The following is a 17,173-nucleotide window of genomic DNA, read 5'->3' on the forward strand; positions in this document are numbered from 1 at the left end:
GCCCCGCCCCCGGCTCCGGTCTCAGTCCCGCTTCCGGCTCCGGTTCCGGTTCCGGCTCCGGTTCCGGCTCCGGCCTGAGACAGCCGCCGGGAGGCGCCCGGCGGAACCTCACGGCGGGGGTCCGCGTCCTCTGACGACGACCGCCAGGCCGTCCTTCCCTGCCACCACGGCGAGGTCCCCCGACAGGTCGGTGCGGTAGACCCGCACGCCCAGGTGACTGAGCCGGGCCAGGGTCGCGGGGGCGGGGTGGCCGTAGTCGTTGCCCGCCCCGACGCTGATCAGTGCGGCCCGGGCACCGGTGGCCGCGAGGAAGCCGGGGTCGCCCCTGGCGGACCCGTGGTGGGGGACCTTGAGAACGTCGGCCCTGGGCAGGCCCCGCCGCAGCAGCTCCGCCTGGGCCTCCGTCTCGGCGTCCCCGCTGAGCAGCGCCGACCCCGCCGCCCAGCTCACGTGGACCACGACGCTGGCGTTGTTCACGGCCGTCTCCTCCCCTCCGCCGGCGGCGGACGCGCCCTCCGGCGGGCCGATGACCGTGAGCCGGGAGGGGCCGAAGGTCCAGCTCACGCCCGGCCGCGCCGCCCACTCGGGAATCCGCCGGCGGGCGAGGTCACCGCTCAGCCGGAGCCGCCCGGGCCCGGATCCCCCGTACGGGGTGACGACCACCGCTCCCACCTCGCGCCCCCGGAGGACCCCGTCCAGGCCGCCGATGTGGTCGAGGTGCGGATGGGTGAGGATGACCAGCGGCACCTGGCGGATCCCCATGGCCCGCAGGCACCGGTCGGTGGACACCGGATCGGGCCCGGCGTCGACCACCACGGCCCGCCCGGGGCCGGCGGCCACCAGGAGGGCGTCTCCCTGGCCGACGTCGCAGGCGACCAGCAGCCAGCGTTCGGGCGGCCAGCCGGACACGGCCGGCCCGGCCACGGCCGCTGCGGCGGCCGCGCCGACCGCCAGGGCGAGGACGACCAGGCGCGGCCGCCGGTGACGCAGCACCAGGACGGCGACGGGCACGGTGACGGCCAGCGCCACCAGACCTGGCACGCCGCCCGGCCACGGGATCACCCCCAGCGGGAGCCCGGCGGCCCGCCCGGCCACCGCGATGATCCACCCGGTGGCCAGGCCCGCAGGGCGGACCAGCAGCCGGGCGAGGTCCATCTGCACGGGTGCGACCAGCGCGGCGAGGAACCCGATCAGCGTGGCGGGCGCGACGGCGGGCCCGGCGAGGAGGTTCGCCGGGATCGCCACCGGTGCGAGCTGTCCGGCCATCAGGACCAGCACGGGGGTGACGGCGGCCTGCGCCGCCGCGGGCACGGCGATCGCCTCCGCGGCCCAGCGGGGCAGCCGGGTGGCGAGGCGGTCGCGCCAGCGCGGTGCGAGGAGCAGGATGCCGCCCGTGGCGCAGACCGACAGCGCGAAGCCGTAGGAGCGGGCGAGGACGGGGTCGAAGAGGATCAGCCCGAGGACCGTCGCCGACAGGGCCGCCACCCCGTCGCGGGACCGGCCGGTACCCAGCGCCACCGCCGCGACGAGGCCCATGACGAGGGCGCGCAGCACGCTGGGCGACGGCCGGGCCACCACGGCGAAGGAGAGCATGGCCACCGCCGCGAGCACCGCCCTGGCCGGCAGGGGGAGTCCCGCGACACGGGCCAGGGCGATCGCCGCTCCGGCCACGATCGCCAGGTTGGCTCCGGAGACCGCGGTGAGGTGGCTGAGCCCTGCGGCTTTGAAGTCGGCCGTGACCTGCCGGTCCATCCCGGAGACGTCACCGGCCACCAGTCCGGGCAGCAGGCCGCGCTCGTCGGGCGGCAGCACCGCGGCGGCTTCCCGCAGGCCGGAGCGGAGCGCCCCGGCCACCCGCTGCTCCCAGGAGGGCGCGCCGAGGATCCGCGGCGGCCCGCGCACGAGCACCACGGCGGCGAGCAACTCGGCGGAGTCCGCGTGGACGAACCGGCCCCGGACGGCGACCCGCTGGCTGGGCAGCAGCGGCCGCCACTCCCCGCCCGTGGTGAGCAGCATCACCGGGGCGCGCAGCGACATCCTGCCGTGCGCCGTCTCGACCGACTCGACCCTCGCGGGCACCGCGAAGCTCTCCCCGCGGTAGGGGCCCGCGCGCCGGGGCAGCTCCCGGGGGTCGCCCGTCAGCACCGCCTCGATCCCCGCCGGGGCTCCGCTCCTGACCAGCTCGGCCACCGGGCCCGTGCCGACGGCGTGGACCCGGAACGCCACCGTCCCGGCGACCGCGGCGACGCAGCCCAGCACCGCGAGGACCGTGTTCCGCCAGGCGGGGTGCACTCTCAGCACACGCGCGCCCGTGGCCGTACCGAGAGCCGCCGCGGCGGCGAGCACGGCGGTGACGGCGCCCGCCGGGGCCGGGCAGCCGAGAAGGACGAGAGCGGTCGCCCACGAGGCGAGCGCGGGCAGGGCGAGCCGCGGAGTCCGGTCGAGGATCCGTGCCACACCACTCATCCGGTCCCTCCGGCCGAGAATCCGCGCCACACCACTCATCCGGTCCCTCAGGTTGAGAATTCGTGTCAAACCCGCACCCTGTCCTTCATCTCGGCGTACTTCCGGTCGCCGATGCCGCTGACCTCGCGGAGCTGCTCTACGGCGCGGAACCCGCCGTGGCCGTCGCGGTATTCGACGATGCGGCGGGCCAGCACCTCGCCGACGCCCGGCAGCTGTTCGAGCTGTTGCGGGGTGGCGGTGTTGAGGTCGATGACGGCCTCCGCGGGATCGACCCCGACCGGCGGCGCGGTGGCGGGTCCCGGTGCGCCGACGTCGATCTGTTCGCCGTCGACGAGCCTGCGGGCGAGGTTGAGGTGGCCGGTGCCGGCCCCTCGGCGGACGCCCCCGGCGGCCCGGACCGCGTCGGTGACCCGGGAACCCGCGGGCAGGGTGATCACACCCGGACGGCGGACCTTGCCGGTGACGTGGACCACGACCTCGGGGACGACTCCAGGTGCCCGACCGGCTCCCGCGGCACCCGGCCCCGGAGGCTGCGAGCCCTGCCGCGCGAGGTCGGGCGGCGCGGAGGGAGGTGAGGGCGCCGGAGCCACGAGCGGAGCGCCGGAGACGGGGACGGGGACGGGCGGGGTGAGCGGCTCGGGCTCGGGCTGGGACCGCCAGGCGTAGAGACCGCCCGCGACGGCCGCGGCCAGGGCGACGAGGAGGAGCAGGCGCAGGCCGGGACCGCTCGGTGCGAGTGCGGGGGCCTGCGCGGCGACGGCCGTACGGAGGGCCTGGAAGGAGGAGGGAGCGGAAGGGGGGACGTGTGGGGGCGGGACGGTGGGGCCGGGCGCCGTCAGCGCCCGTAGCCGTGACTCGGCCCGGAATCGCTCGGTGTCGTGGTCGGTGATCCGCACATCCGGGACGCTACGGCGGCCTCACCGGCCGAATCCGCGCCGAATCCCGTTCTGGGGATAACCCGCTCTCCCAGGCGGCCTGTGGAAAAGCCCCACCCGGTTTCGCCCGGTCCCGGTGCCTCGGGGAACGCGGGCTCCCGAGGTCCGGCGCTGGAGGAAGCCGGAAGAAGAGGGCGGGCCGGTGAGGAATTCCGCGGGCCGACGACCAACGGGGCGGTGAGGAGTCCCGCGGGCCGACGACCGACGGGGCGGTAAGAGGCTCAGCAGTGCGGGGAGACCGTCAGGCCGAGCATGCCGGGGCCCACGTGGGCACCGATCACCGCGCCGACCTCCACCACGGTCACCGAGGCGAGCCCGGGGACGCGCTGGGGCAGCCGCGCGGCCATGGCGCCGGCGCGGTCCTCCGCGGCGAGGTGCTGGACGGCGATGTCCACCGGGCCGCTCCCCGCGGCCTGGACGGCGAGGTCCTCAAGGCGGGCGATGGCCCGGGAGGCGGTACGGACCTTCTCCAGGGGGACGATCACGCCGTCGGCGATGTGCAGCAGCGGCTTGGTCCGCAGTGCGGAGCCGAGCAGCGTGGCCGCCGCGCCGATCCGGCCTCCCCTGCGCAGGTGTTCGAGGGTGTCGACGTAGAAGAAGGTGCGGGTCGCCTTCATGCGGCGGCGGGCGGCGTCGGCCACCTCGGTCCGCCTGGCGCCCCGCGCGGCGGCCTCGGCGGCGGCGAGGACGGGGAAGCCGAGACCCATGGCGATCGACCGGCTGTCGACGACCTCGACGGGCACCAGCGAGTCCTCGGCCCCGGCGCGGGCCGCCTCGACCGTGCCGGACATCTCCCCCGACAGGTGGATGGAGACGATCCCGGCCGCGCCCCGCGCGGCGGCGGCCTCGTAGGCGTCCGCGAAGCGCTGGGGCGCGGGCCTGGAGGTCGTCACCGGAGCCCACTCGCCGAGCGCGTCGTTCATCCCCGCGCCGTCGATCTGGGCCACGTCGTCGAGTCCTCTGCCGCCGACGACGACCTGCAGCGGCACCACGGTGATCCCCAGACGGGAGACCGCCTCCTCGGGGAGGTAGGCGGTGGAGTCGGTGACGACGGCGACCGATGGCGGCATATGCCGAGATTACCCGGCGGGACCGGCCGGATGCGGGGCGCCGTCGCCCGACCCGGCGGGCGGCGATCCGGTGACCGGACCGCCTTGATCACTGGATCGGCCCGTCCACCGGACCACCCCGCTCACCGGACCGCCCCGACCACCGAAGCAGCCCGGTGACCGGACCGCCCCGACCACCGGAGCAGCCCGATCAACGGACCGGGACGGTCACTGGACCGGGACTCCGCCGCGCCAGACGCGGCGGGGCTTGAGGCCGAAGGCCCAGGCGAAGGCGCCCTCGTGGTCGGCGTCCCACTGGACGATGTCGGCCAGTCGTCCGGGTGCCAGGACGCCCCGGTCGGGGGCGCCCAGGACGGTGGCCCCGCCGAGGGTGGCCGCGCGGAGCGCGTCGCCGACGCTCATACCGAAGGCCGCCACGGCGAGACTGATGACCAGGGACATCGAGGTGATGCCGCAGTGGCCGGGGTTGTGGTCGCTGCCGAGTGCGACCGTGACGCCCTGGCCCAGCATCCGGCGCACCGGGGGCAGGCTGCCGTGCTGGAGGGCGGTGCCCGGGCAGACCACGGCGGGAACGCCGTATCTGGCCATCAGCGCGATGTCGTCGTCGGAGGTGTGGTGGAGCAGGTCGGCCGACGCGCAGCCCATCTCCGCGGCGAGCTGCACGGCGCCGCGGCGGCTGTGGGCACCGGCGTGGATGCGGGGCAGCAGGCCGACGTTGCGGCCGGAGGCGAGCACCCAGCGGGCCTCGTCGGTGGTGAAGTGGCCCTCGTCGCAGTAGACGTCGACGCTGTCGGCCCCGGCCGCCGCCGCGTCGGCGCACCAGGAGCCCACGGCCTCGACGTAGTCGCGCTGGCGGCCGAAGTACTCCGGGGGGACGACGTTCGCGGCCATGAACGTGACGTGCACGCGCGGCATCATCGGCTCCTTCTCCAGCTCGCGCAGGAGCCGCACGTCGGCCAGCTCGCCGTCGCGGGTGAGGTGGTAGCCGGTCTTGGCCTCGACGGTGGTGGTGCCGCTGAGCAGCCACTCGCGCAGGCGCTCGCGGACGCCGTTGCACATGGTCCACGGGTCGGTGCCGCGGGTCACGGTGACGGTGGAGCCGACGCCGCCGCCGGCGGCGGTGATCGCGGACATCGACGAGCCGCTGGAGCGCATCGCCATCTCGGCGTAGCGGTTGCCCGCGTAGACCGGGTGGGTGTGGGCGTCGATCAGGCCGGGGGTGACCAGCGCGCCGCCGAGGTTCTCCACGTGGTCGACGTCGACGATGTCGTCCACCACACCGGGGACGCTCTGCGGGAGGTCGGCCGCGCGGCCGACCCAGGCGATCCGGTCGTTGTGCACGAGGATCGCGCCGTTGCTGCAGACGTCGTTGCCGGTCCAGAGCCGGCCGATGTTGGTCAGGAGGCGGACCGTCATCGCATCACCGCCTTGTGCGCGGGGGAAGGCGTCGGGGAGGAGACCTCTCGCGGCCGGACCGGGCCGCCCCGGCCGATGCCGGACGCCGTGCCCGCCGGGACCGCTGTGCATCCGGACGACATCGGGGGGTCTCCTGCTCTTATCCGCTTGCTCGTTGGTGGGGCGGCGGTGGCGCCGGGATCATGATCAGGCGATTTCAGTTCAGTTACGTTATTTCACAAGTGAGCTTGCTGTACAGGCTAATTGGGAAGAACGCCGCTTCACCGTGACCACCGCCTACCGGCCGGCCCGGTGGCCGCACCCGGAGTCGGGGGCCCTCTCGCAGCTCAGGCCACTTTTTCCTCATCCGTAACAGCGGACCCCGGACCACCTTCCGGCGTGCTGTCTTGCCGAAGTTTTTATCATGGCGACCCCGCCCCTGGCGAGAAAATGTCGCTTTTAATAACTTCTGTACGATTCCTTGGGACCCTCAGTCCATTCCATAGAGGCCGCCGACCGCAAGAGGAACCATTGAAATGCAGTCGGCGGAATATCTAGTCTGAGCATCCGCGGCGACGAGGACGCCTCCGGCGCGTGACCGGAAACGGTCACCCCTGCGGCGCGAAACCACCCGGCGCGACGGCCCGCACGCCGCGGAACCATCCCGCGCGTACGGCTCCGCACGGCGGAGGACCGAGGACGCCACGACGGCCCCGCGCGACGGCCCCGGCGCGCCCCCTCCTCCTGCGCCAAGCCCCCCTACCAGCAAAAATGCCATCGAAGTGGGGCCTAGCATGTAATCTTTCGTGGAACCACCCGTCAGCTGTAAGCATGGGAGCTACCTTGTCGGTCTCCGCGGACGCCGGTCGGCATCGCATCGAAACACTTCTTGCCACGAACGAAGACCAGATCTTCAGGCGTTGGCTTGAGATAGCGGGAGCTTCCTCCAGCGGGCACGTCGACCGTGGGAACCTCAACGGTCAGCTTCGTGAACTCTACAACGCCCTCGTCCGGTCGTTCGGCGACTCCGGCCGGCCGGGTGAGTCCAGCGAACTGCGCGGGCTCCTCGCCGAACTCTCCCGCAACCGCGCCCGCCAGGGCTTCACCCCGACCGAGACCGCCACCGTGGTGTTCGGGCTGAAGGAGGCGGTCTACGAGAGCACCGGTGATGACGGCTCCTCCGAGGCGCTGCAGGGCTTCCTCTGGTTCTCCCGGCTCGTCGACGACCTGGGCCTCTTCACCATGGAGACCTACAGCGCGACCCGAGAGAAGATCATCCTCGACCAGGCCGAGCAGCTCCTCGAGCTCTCCACCCCCGTGGTCAAGCTCTGGGAGGGCATCGTCGCCGTGCCGCTGGTCGGCACGCTCGACTCGGCCAGGACCCAGGTCGTGATGGAGAAGCTGCTGCAGACGCTGGTGGACACCGGCTCCGAGCACGCGGTCATCGACATCACGGGCGTGCCCGCGGTGGACACCCAGGTCGCCCAGCACCTCCTCAAGACGGTGGTGGCGGCCCGGCTGATGGGCGCCGAGTGCGTGATCTCCGGCATCCGCCCGCAGATCGCCCACACCATCGTCACGCTGGGCATCGAGTTCGGCGACATCGTGACCAAGGCCACGCTCGCCGACGCCCTCGCCCACGCGCTGCGCGAGAGCGGCGTCGAGATCGTCAGAAATCGCGGGTCCCGCGTCGCCCTGCGGACCGTGGAGGAATGATGGATCGCGTACCCGTCCTCAAGCTCGGCGACATCCTGATCGTCTCCATCCAGATCGACCTCCAGGACCAGAGCGTGCTCGCGCTCCAGGAGGACCTGGCGAACAAGGTGGTGGAGACCGGCGCCCGCGGTGTGATCATCGACATCACCGCCGTGGAGATCGTCGACTCGTTCATCGGCCGCATGCTGGCGACCATCGCGGCCATCTCCCGCATGCTCGACGCCGAGACGGTCGTCGTGGGCATGCGGCCCGCCGTGGCGATCACTCTCGTGGAGCTGGGCCTTTCGCTGGGCGGCGTGCGCACCGCCCTCAACCTTGAAAAGGGTGTCGCATTGCTGAACCACATCGACGGCTCCGAGATCGCCACGGCAACACGGTGACCACCCCCGCCGAGATGCCCATCCACGGCAACAGCGACATCGTGCTGATCCGCCAGCGCGTCAGGACCGCCGCCGTGGAGGTCGGCCTCTCCCTCGTCGACCAGACGAAGGTCGTGACCGCGGCCAGCGAGCTGGCCCGTAACGCCCTGGTCTACGCGGGGGGCGGGCAGGTTCGGATCGAGGTCGTGCACAACGGCGTGCGACGGGGCCTGCGGCTCGCCTTCAGCGACGACGGCCCCGGTATCCCCGACCTCGACCAGGCGCTCACCGACGGGTGGACCACCGGCGGCGGACTCGGGCTCGGACTCAGCGGCTCACGCCGGCTGATGGACGAGTTCGAGCTCAAATCGGCTCCCGGCGAGGGGACGCTGGTGACGGTGACCAAATGGGCAAGGTGATCCGTTCCCAGAACGACACCTGGCTGCGGGCCGAGGACGCCAGCGCGATCGGCGCCCTGCGGCGGGTCGCGGTCACGCTCGCCGAGGGGCGGGGGTTCGGCGAGGAGGACGCCGGACGGGTCGCGGTCGCGGTGAGCGAGGCCGCGTCCAACCTGGTCAAGCACGCGGTCGAGGGGGTCATGCTGATCCGGCCGCACCCGGAGCTGCCCGAGGCGATCGAGGTCGTCGCGCTCGACCGGGGACCGGGCATGCGCGACGTCACCCGCGCCCTGCGCGACGGTTACTCCACCACGGGCACCCTCGGCATCGGCCTCGGCGGCATCGCCCGCATGGCCAGTGGGTACGAGGTTCACTCCATGCCCGGCCGGGGCACTGTGCTCGGCATGTACTTCGCCACCCGTGGCGCCCCGCGGCCCGAGGCCCGGGTCAGCGGGGTCACTCGTCCCATCGGCGAGGAGATGGTCTGCGGCGACGCGTTCGCGGTCGTCGAGACCGGCGCCACGACGACCGTGATGCTCTGCGACGGGCTCGGGCACGGCGACTTCGCCGCCCAGGCGTCGCAGGAGGCGGTGCGGCTGTTCCTGCAGGACGCGGACCGGCCCCCGGTCACCCTCCTCGAACGGCTGCACGCCGGCATGCGGCAGACCAGGGGCGGCGCCGCGGCGGTGGCCCACGTCGACCGGGCCGCGGGCAGGATCACCTTCGCCGGGCTCGGCAACGTCTCCGCCTGGATCGCGTCCCAGGACGGCCGCCAGGGGATGATCTCGGTGCCGGGCATCGCCGGGCACCAGGCCCGCACCCTGCGCCAGTACGAATACGACATGCCGCCGGAAGGCGTGGTCGTGCTCCATTCCGACGGGCTGTCGGACCGCTGGGACATCACCTCCTACCCGGGGCTCGTCACCCGCTCCCCCTCCGTCGTCGCCGCCACGCTGCTGCGGGACGCCGGGACCCGCAGGGACGACGCCTGCGTGGTCGCGGTGAGGACCGGCACATGACGGGCCGGACGACCGGCGAGGAGCTGATCCGGATCCGCGTCCGCGACGACTCCGACATCTTCGTCATGCGGAAACTCGGCCGCGAGGCGGCGGAGGCGGTCGGGCTGGCCCCCCAGGACCAGATCCGGGTGGCCACCGCGCTGAGCGAGATCAGCCGGGAGGTGCTGGGCGAGGGCCGCGAGGCGTACGCCGCGTTCCTGCTGGACGGCGAGGCCCTGGTCGTGACCATTGATCTTCCCGCGGCAGCCGGTTTCCGGTCGGCGGACGGCGTGACGCTGGCGGGGCGTCTCCTCGACGAGATCGAGTTCGACCCCGCCGGGGGACGGGTGAAGATGCTGAAACGGCTTCCCGCGGGGCGGCCCGACCTTTCGGTGGCGGAGATCCGCGCGCGGCTCGCCAGGCTGACACCGGCGACCGCCGTCGACGAGCTGCGGCAGCAGAACCGCGAGCTCGCCGAGACCCTCCAGGAGGTCCTGCAGCTCAACGCCGAGCTCCAGGAGACCAACCAGGGCGTGGTCGCCCTGTACAACCAGCTCTCCGAGGAGCTGGAGGAGACCAACCGCGGCGTGGTCGCCCTGTACGCCGAACTCGACGAGAAGTCCCGGCAGCTCCGGGCGGCGAGCGACGCCAAGAACAGGTTCTGGGCCACGGTCAGCCACGAGCTGCGCACCCCGCTGAACTCGATCATCGGCCTCGTCCGGCTCCTGGTGGGCCCCGGGGGCGAGCCGCTGGCCGAGGAGCAGCGTCACCAGGTCCAGCTCATCGGCTCCTCGGCCGAGACGTTGCTGACGATGGTCAGCGAGCTGCTCGACATGGCCAAGGCCGAGTCCGGGCGGCTCGAACCGCAGTCGTCCCGGGTCGACCTCGTCGCGCTGACCGAGCGGTTGCGGATGACGCTGCACCCCACCAGCGGGAACGACCGGATCGCGCTCTCGGTGGACATCCCCGGCGAGGCGTCGGAGATGCTGGTGGACGAGGTGATGCTCACCCGGATCCTGCGGAACCTGCTGTCCAACGCGCTGAAGTTCACCCAGGAGGGCGAGGTCAGGCTCGGCGTGCGGGCCGACGCCCCCACCCAGGAGATGGTCTTCACCGTGACCGACACCGGCGTCGGCATCCCCGAGGAGCACCTGGAGCGGGTCTTCGAGGAGTTCTTCCAGGTCCCGGGACCGATCCAGGTGCGGGTGAAGGGCACCGGCCTCGGCCTGCCGTACGCGCGCCGCCTGGCCGAGGCGATGGGTGGCACGCTCCAACTGGACAGCGCCCTCGGCGAGGGCACCCGGGTCACCGTACGGCTGCCGCACCGGCAGGACGGGGAGCCGGTGGTCGGGCGGGTGCTCGTCGTCGACGACAACGAGGAGTTCCGGGCCACCGTACGGCGCATGCTCGCCGGGTTCGCCGCCCACGTCGACGAGGCCCCGGACGGGGAGGTCGCGCTGGAGATGATGGCGCACGAGCGGCCCGACCTCGCGCTGGTGGACCTGTTCATGCCCCGCCTCGACGGCGCGGCGCTGATCGAGCGGATGGCCTCCGACGAGCGGCTCCGCGACGTGCCGGTGATCGTCGTGACCCTCGCGACCTCCCACCAGTACCCCCAGGGCGTCAGCAGGGTCCTGTCCAAGCAGGGGCTGCGGAAGGAAAACCTGCTGGAGACCGTACGAGAGGCTCTGGGGCGTGACGATGCCTGACGGACCGGCGACCGTGCTGGTCGTGGACGACACACCGACCAAGCTCTACATCCTGTCCAGCTGGCTGCGCCGCTCCGGGCACGAGGTGCTGCAGGCCACCGGCGGCGTGGAGGCGCTGGGCAAGGTCCGGGACCTCCGCCCCGACCTGGTGGTCCTGGACGTACGGCTGCCCGACATGAGCGGCTACGAGGTCTGCGAGCGGATCAAGGCCGACGAGGCGACGTCCTCGATCCCGGTCATCCAGATCTCCGGGGCGGCGATCACCCCCGCCGACCGGACCCAGGGGCTGGAACGCGGGGCCGACGCCTACCTCGCCGAGCCGGTCGAGCCGGACGAGTTCGCCGCCACGGTCGAGGCGACGCTGCGCTACTACCGCGCCCGGCAGCGGGCCGAGCGGATGGCGAACCGGCTGGCGACCCTCACCGAGGTCACCCTGGAGATGAACTCCGCCGACACCTTCGAGGCCCTGCTGAGCACGGCCGTCGAGGGCGCCTCCCGGATCCTCGGCCGGCGCGCCGGGGCGCTGGCGATCCCGCCGGACGGCCGGACCCGCAGGTTCGTCGCGACGCCGCCGTCCACCGTGGCCGTCTCCAAGGCCGTCGCTCCCGACCTGCTGCTCCGGATCGGCGCGATGTCGCTGGGCAACGCCGCGGGGACCCAGGTGTTCACGGCCCCGGCGGAGGAGTGGCTGCAGCTGATGCCCGACGCCGGCGTCGGCGGCGGCGATGACGGCGACGGCGGCGGCGATGCCACGGCCGTGTTCTGCCGGACCAAGGTCGGCCGCCCGCCGGTCTGCCTGGGGGTGTACGCGGCCCCGCCGCTGGACCCGGACGAGACCAACATCCTGCGTCAGCTCGGCCAGGCCCTGGCCCTCACCGCCGACGCCCTGCGCGCCTACGCCGAGGAGCACGCGATCGCCCTGACGCTGCAGCGGAGCCTGTTGCCGGCTCGGATCCCGGACACCCCGGGGCTGGAGATCAGCTGGCGTTACCAGCCGGCCGTCGACAACGTCGAGGTCGGCGGCGACTTCTACGAGGTGCTGCGGCTGGGCGACCAGGTCCTGCTGGCCATCGGCGACGTGCAGGGGCACTCCCTGGTGGCCGCGACGGTCATGGCGGAGCTCCGCCACGCGCTGCGCGCCTCCCTGCTCGGCCCCGTGGACCTGAGCGCGTCCATGGCGTTGCTGAACAACGTGCTGCGGTGCTACCACCGGCGCATGACCGCGACCGTGTGCCTGGTCCTGATCAATCCCGCGACCGGCGAAATGGAGATCGCCAACGCGGGACACATCCCGCCGCTGCTGATCGGCGGCGAGACCCGCTACCACGGTCTGGGCAACCTGCTGCTGGGGGTGGCGGACGAGACCTACCGCGTCGACCGGCTCACCCTGGGCGAGGAGGAGTCCGTGCTGATGTTCACCGACGGGCTCATCGAGGACCGCGACAAGCTGCTCGACGAGAGCCTGGAGATCGTTCGGTCCATGGCCGAGGCGTCCGACGAGGGCCTGGAGCCGTTCTGCGACCGGCTGATCCGGCAGTTCGGCGCCCGCGAGGACGACGTCGCCCTCGTGGCGTTCCGCCGCACGAAGGCCGCCTGAGACCGTACGGAGGCCGCCTGAGACCGCACGAGGACCGGCCGGGACCGCACGAGGACCGGCCGGGACCGCACGAGGACCGGCCGGGCCGGCGGGCGCCTCGCGGGCCCGGCTCGGGGCCGAAGGCCGTCTGAGGGCCCCGGACACGGCTCGGGGCCGGTCCGGCGACGCGGACCGGCCCCGAGGGGACGGCGGATCAGACGGTCTCGACCGGCTTGGCGGTCCGCTCCAGCTCCGCGAAGAGGGCGGGCAGGACCCTGGCGTGCAGGATCGTGCCGTCCTCGGTGTGCTCCACGCCGAGGACCTCGCCCTCGGCGTGGGCGCGGGAGATCAGGTCACCGCGCTGGTACGGCACCAGCATCCTGACCTCCTGGTCGAAGCGGGGCAGCTCGCGCTCGATGACGGCCATCAGCTCGTCGATCCCGGCGCCGGTGCGGGCCGAGACCACGACGGTGTGCTTCTCCCGCGCGGTCAGCTGGGCCAGCACCACCGGGTCGGCGACGTCGGCCTTGTTGACGACCACGATCTCCGGGATGTCCAGCGCGCCCTCGATGTCGGAGAGCACGGATCGCACGGCGGCGAGCTGGGACTCCGGGTCGGGGTGCGAGCCGTCCACCACGTGCAGGATCAGGTCGGCGTCGCCGACCTCCTCCAGCGTGGAACGGAACGCCTCGACGAGCTGGTGCGGCAGGTGCCGGACGAACCCGACGGTGTCGGCCAGCGTGAACAGGCGGCCGTCGGGGGTGTGCGCCCGGCGGACGGTCGGGTCCAGCGTGGCGAACAGCGCGTCCTCGACCAGCACACCGGCACCGGTCAGCCGGTTCAGCAGGGACGACTTGCCGGCGTTGGTGTAACCGGCGATGGCCACGGCGGGGACCTCGCGCTGCACTCGGCGTGCCCGCTTGGTCTCGCGCGCGGTGGTCATCTCGGCGATCTGCCGGCGCAGCTTGGCCATCCGCTCGCGGATCCGGCGGCGGTCCAGCTCGATCTTCGTCTCACCGGGGCCGCGGCCGCCGATGCCGACGCCGCCCGCGGCGCGCCCGCCGACCTGGCGGGACAGGTTGCCACCCCAGCCGCGCAGCCGCGGCAGCAGGTAGTTGAGCTGGGCCAGCTCGACCTGGGCCTTGCCCTCGCGGCTCTTGGCGTGCTGGGCGAAGATGTCCAGGATCAGCATGGTCCGGTCGATGACCTTGACCTTGACGACGTCTTCGAGCTGGCGGAGCTGGCCGGGGCTCAGCTCGCCGTCGCAGATGACGGTGTCGGCGCCGGTGACCGAGACGACGTCGGCGAGCTCCTGTGCCTTCCCCGAGCCGATGTAGGTCGCCGTGTCGGGCTTCTGGCGGCGCTGGATCAGACCTTCCAGCACCTCGGAACCCGCGGTCTCGGCGAGCAGCTTCAGCTCCAGGAGAGAGTTCTCGGCGTCCGCCGCCGTGCCGGAGGTCCAGACGCCGACCAGAACGACCCGCTCGAGTCGCAGCCGGCGGTATTCGACCTCGGTGATGTCCTCAAGCTCGGTGGAGAGTCCCACGACCCGGCGCAGTGCCTGGCGGTCGGCCAGGTCCAGCTCACCGGTGTCGATCGGCTCGTCGAACAGGTCGATGTCCAGCGGCTCACGAGTGTCTATGTCGTTGCTCCATTCAGATGCATGGTTCATACGCGTCCTCATCTCATAGAGAACAACGCCTGAACCCTCCGGGTATCTTCCCTCGATGGTGCCACGTGGGCACCGCCATTCTCACCCGGTTATCGGCTGTTTCGCGGTAAGGACCCGCAGCGCGTCCCGGTCGTTCCGCCGTCGCCGGGCCGGGATCCGCGCCGCCCGCCACCCGCCGCCCGCCGTACGCGGGCAGGGCCGTGCCGTTCGGGAGGGAAGGTCCGGGAGGGAAGGTCCGGGAGGGGAGGTTCAGGAGGGCAGCACGTCGATGTTCCCCGAGCCGCTGCGCGCCTCGACCTTCCTGGGGGAGGCCGGGTCGTTTCCGACCTGGACGGTCTTGTCGCCCGAACCGGTGTCGAGGGTCAGCGCGTAGGTGTTCCGCGGCAGCCGCAGGGTGACGTCGCCCGAGTCGGACCTGGCGGCGACCCGGTCCGGCGCGGCGTCGAACATCGCCTCGACCGTCCCCGAGCCGGTCTCGGCGGTGAACCGCCGGGAGGCCAGGGAGTGGGCGGCGATGTCGCCGGAGCCGCTCTCGGCCCGCACATCCTCGCCCTTCAGGCTCCGCAGGGTGACGTTGCCCGAGCCGGTCTCGGCGGTGAGCTCCCCGACCTCCGAGGAGCCGGCCTCGATGTCGCCGGAACCGGTCTTCGCGGTCGCCTTCGTCCCCTTCAGACCGCGGAGGGTGACGTTGCCCGAGCCGGTGTCGGCCGTGACGTCCAGCCCCCGCGGGATCTCGATCTTGTAGTGGACCTCGCAGCCGCGGGCGCATTCCTGGCGCAGGGTGAGCGTGCCGCCCTGGACCGGGTGCTCGGTCTCGGGCCGCCGGCTGCCGCGCCAGCGGAGCGTCTCGGTGACGTGGACGCCCTGCCGGTCCGAGGCGCCGACCACGATGTCCCCCGAGTCCGTGGTGACGTCCAGGACCTTCAGGGAACCGGTGACGTCGTAGGAGACGACGTCCTGCTCGGACGGGCCGAAGCCGATGCCGACCCCGCAGCCGGAGAGCAGGGCGACGGCGCCCAGGAGCGCCCCGGCGACGACCAGGTTCTTCTTCATGGGTCCCTTTCCTCGGCACGCCTCGGCCCGGGGGGTCTCCGCCCGTCCCGCGCCTCGGCCCCTCCCCGCCGCGGGGAGGCGGGATCAACTCTCACACGGCCCGGCGGCCGGGAGCATCCGGGACTCCCCCGAGCACACCCTGAGGAATCCCCCACCGTTGACCGGCAGGGATCCGCCCAGTAGCGTCTATTCCACATCCCAGAATTATTTTTCCGCTATACGGAAAGGAAGCGCATGGACGGCGTTGAGATCACCGGCCCCGTGCTGGACAGGTTCGACGAGATCCTCACGCCGGAGGCGCTGGCCTTCGTGGCCGCCCTCCAGCGCGAGTTCGGCCCCCGCCGTCTCGACCTGCTGCGCGCCCGCCAGGAGCGGCAGGCGCGGCTGTCGGCGGGCGGCACCCTGGACTTCCTGCCCGAGACCGCGCACGTGCGCGAGTCGGAGTGGACGGTCGCCCCGCCCGCGCCCGGCCTGGTGGACCGCCGCGTGGAGATCACCGGCCCGGTGGACCGGAAGATGACGATCAACGCGCTGAACTCCGGGGCGAAGGTGTGGCTGGCCGACTTCGAGGACGCCAACGCCCCCACCTGGGAGAACACCGTCAACGGCCAGCTCAATCTGCGCGACGCGCTGGACCGGGCCATCGACTTCTCCTCCGGCGGCAAGAGCTACGCGCTCGGGCCGGACGAGGAGCTGGCCACCATCGTGGTCCGCCCGCGCGGCTGGCACCTGGACGAGAAGCACGTCGTCGTCGACGGGTCCCCGGCCTCCGGCTCGCTCGTCGACTTCGGTCTCTACTTCTTCCACTGCGCCCGGCGGCAGATCGACAAGGGCAGGGGCCCCTACTTCTACCTGCCGAAGATGGAGTCGCACCTGGAGGCCCGCCTCTGGAACGACGTCTTCGTCCGGGCCCAGGAGCTGCTCGGCGTCCCGCGCGGCACGATCCGCGCGACCGTCCTCATCGAGACCTACCCCGCGGCGTTCGAGATGGAGGAGATCCTCTACGAGCTGCGCGAGCACTCCGCCGGCCTCAACGCGGGCCGCTGGGACTACCTGTTCAGCGTGATCAAGAAGTTCCGCACCCGGGGCCGGGAGTTCCTGCTGCCCGAGCGGAACTCGGTGACCATGACCGCGCCGTTCATGCGCGCCTACACCGAGCTGCTGGTCCGCACCTGTCACAGGCGGGGCGCGCACGCGATCGGCGGCATGGCGGCCTTCATCCCCTCCCGCCGGGACCCGGAGGTGAACCGGGTCGCGCTGGAGAAGGTCAGGGCCGACAAGACCCGCGAGTCGGGCGACGGCTTCGACGGGTCCTGGGTGGCCCACCCCGACCTGGTGCCGATCTGCCGCGATGTGTTCGACGGCGTGCTCGGCGACCGTCCCAACCAGCTCGACCGGCTGCGCGAGGACGTCCGGGTGACGGCCGAGGACCTGCTGGCGGTCTCCAAGACGCCGGGTGAGATCACCGAGGCCGGGCTGCGCAACAACGTGGACGTGGCGCTGCGCTACCTGGCGGCCTGGATGGGCGGGCAGGGCGCGGTGGCGATCCACAACCTGATGGAGGACGCCGCCACGGCGGAGATCTCCCGGTCGCAGATCTGGCAGTGGATCCACAACGACATCGAGCTGGCCGACACCGGGGCCGTGGTCACCAGGGAGCTCGTCGAGCGGATCATCGACGAGGAGCTCGACGGGATCAAGGCGGAGCCGGGCTACGACGAGGCCCGTTACGCCCAGGCCACCGCCCTGTTCAAGGAGGTCGCCCTGGACGACGACTTCGCCGAGTTCCTGACCCTGCCCGCCTACGCGCGGATGCCCTGAGGCGG

General features: G+C 72.7%; 13 protein-coding genes. 7 read left to right on the forward strand and 6 right to left on the reverse strand.

Annotated features, from left to right (window positions below):
- Positions 1 to 108: 108 nt before the first annotated feature.
- The 4 genes from IEZ10_RS02915 to IEZ10_RS02930 form a co-directional block, all read right to left on the reverse strand.
- Positions 109 to 2,466, reverse strand: a complete 2,358-nt coding sequence (locus tag IEZ10_RS02915; protein ID WP_229810875.1) for a ComEC/Rec2 family competence protein — start codon at positions 2,464 to 2,466, stop codon at positions 109 to 111.
- A gap of 65 nt (positions 2,467 to 2,531) precedes the next feature.
- Positions 2,532 to 3,362 carry a ComEA family DNA-binding protein gene (locus tag IEZ10_RS02920; RefSeq protein WP_229810876.1) on the reverse strand — a complete coding sequence of 277 codons (831 nt, stop codon included), beginning with the start codon at positions 3,360 to 3,362 and terminating at the stop codon, positions 2,532 to 2,534.
- Between the two features lie 260 nt (positions 3,363 to 3,622).
- A complete protein-coding gene (locus tag IEZ10_RS02925; RefSeq protein ID WP_189244833.1) occupies positions 3,623 to 4,471 on the reverse strand; it encodes a DegV family protein in 849 nt (282 codons plus the stop codon).
- A 207-nt stretch (positions 4,472 to 4,678) separates the two neighbouring features.
- Positions 4,679 to 5,887 carry an amidohydrolase family protein gene (locus IEZ10_RS02930; RefSeq protein WP_189244834.1) on the reverse strand — a complete coding sequence of 403 codons (1,209 nt, stop codon included), beginning with the start codon at positions 5,885 to 5,887 and terminating at the stop codon, positions 4,679 to 4,681.
- An 810-nt stretch (positions 5,888 to 6,697) separates the two neighbouring features.
- Between IEZ10_RS02930 and IEZ10_RS02935 the strand changes: the two genes are divergently transcribed.
- From IEZ10_RS02935 to IEZ10_RS02960, 6 genes are read left to right on the forward strand one after another with little or no spacing between them, the layout of a single operon-like run.
- A complete protein-coding gene (locus IEZ10_RS02935) occupies positions 6,698 to 7,582 on the forward strand; it encodes an STAS domain-containing protein (protein ID WP_189244835.1) in 885 nt (294 codons plus the stop codon).
- Positions 7,582 to 7,962 (forward strand): STAS domain-containing protein, encoded by a 381-nt coding sequence (locus IEZ10_RS02940; protein ID WP_229810877.1) that lies wholly within the window; start codon positions 7,582 to 7,584, stop codon positions 7,960 to 7,962. The genes IEZ10_RS02935 and IEZ10_RS02940 overlap by 1 nt, the downstream gene beginning before the upstream one ends.
- A gap of 14 nt (positions 7,963 to 7,976) precedes the next feature.
- Entirely contained in the window at positions 7,977 to 8,360 is a 384-nt protein-coding gene (locus tag IEZ10_RS02945; protein WP_189245087.1) for an anti-sigma regulatory factor, read from the forward strand.
- On the forward strand, positions 8,348 to 9,358 hold the full coding sequence (locus tag IEZ10_RS02950; RefSeq protein ID WP_189244837.1) for an ATP-binding protein: 1,011 nt from the start codon (positions 8,348 to 8,350) through the stop codon (positions 9,356 to 9,358). The genes IEZ10_RS02945 and IEZ10_RS02950 overlap by 13 nt, the downstream gene beginning before the upstream one ends.
- Complete coding sequence (locus IEZ10_RS02955) at positions 9,355 to 11,046, forward strand: ATP-binding response regulator (protein ID WP_189244838.1); 1,692 nt, start codon at positions 9,355 to 9,357, stop codon at positions 11,044 to 11,046. Before IEZ10_RS02950 ends, IEZ10_RS02955 begins: the two co-directional genes overlap by 4 nt.
- The gene (locus IEZ10_RS02960) at positions 11,039 to 12,643 is read left to right on the forward strand and encodes a fused response regulator/phosphatase (protein WP_189245088.1); all 1,605 of its coding nucleotides are present in this window, start codon (positions 11,039 to 11,041) and stop codon (positions 12,641 to 12,643) included. Before IEZ10_RS02955 ends, IEZ10_RS02960 begins: the two co-directional genes overlap by 8 nt.
- Positions 12,644 to 12,836: 193 nt before the next feature.
- Here the strand turns inward: IEZ10_RS02960 and hflX are convergent, their stop codons facing one another.
- Positions 12,837 to 14,294: a GTPase HflX gene (hflX, locus tag IEZ10_RS02965; protein WP_229810878.1), complete on the reverse strand. Its 1,458-nt coding sequence runs from the start codon at positions 14,292 to 14,294 to the stop codon at positions 12,837 to 12,839.
- A gap of 249 nt (positions 14,295 to 14,543) precedes the next feature.
- On the reverse strand, positions 14,544 to 15,347 hold the full coding sequence (locus IEZ10_RS02970; RefSeq protein ID WP_189244839.1) for a DUF4097 family beta strand repeat-containing protein: 804 nt from the start codon (positions 15,345 to 15,347) through the stop codon (positions 14,544 to 14,546).
- Positions 15,348 to 15,581: 234 nt separating this feature from the next.
- Between IEZ10_RS02970 and aceB the strand changes: the two genes are divergently transcribed.
- The gene (aceB, locus tag IEZ10_RS02975) at positions 15,582 to 17,168 is read left to right on the forward strand and encodes a malate synthase A (RefSeq protein ID WP_189244840.1); all 1,587 of its coding nucleotides are present in this window, start codon (positions 15,582 to 15,584) and stop codon (positions 17,166 to 17,168) included.
- Positions 17,169 to 17,173 lie beyond the last annotated feature (5 nt).

It is taken from the genome of Streptosporangium pseudovulgare (assembly GCF_014648055.1).
Taxonomy (GTDB): domain Bacteria; phylum Actinomycetota; class Actinomycetes; order Streptosporangiales; family Streptosporangiaceae; genus Streptosporangium; species Streptosporangium pseudovulgare.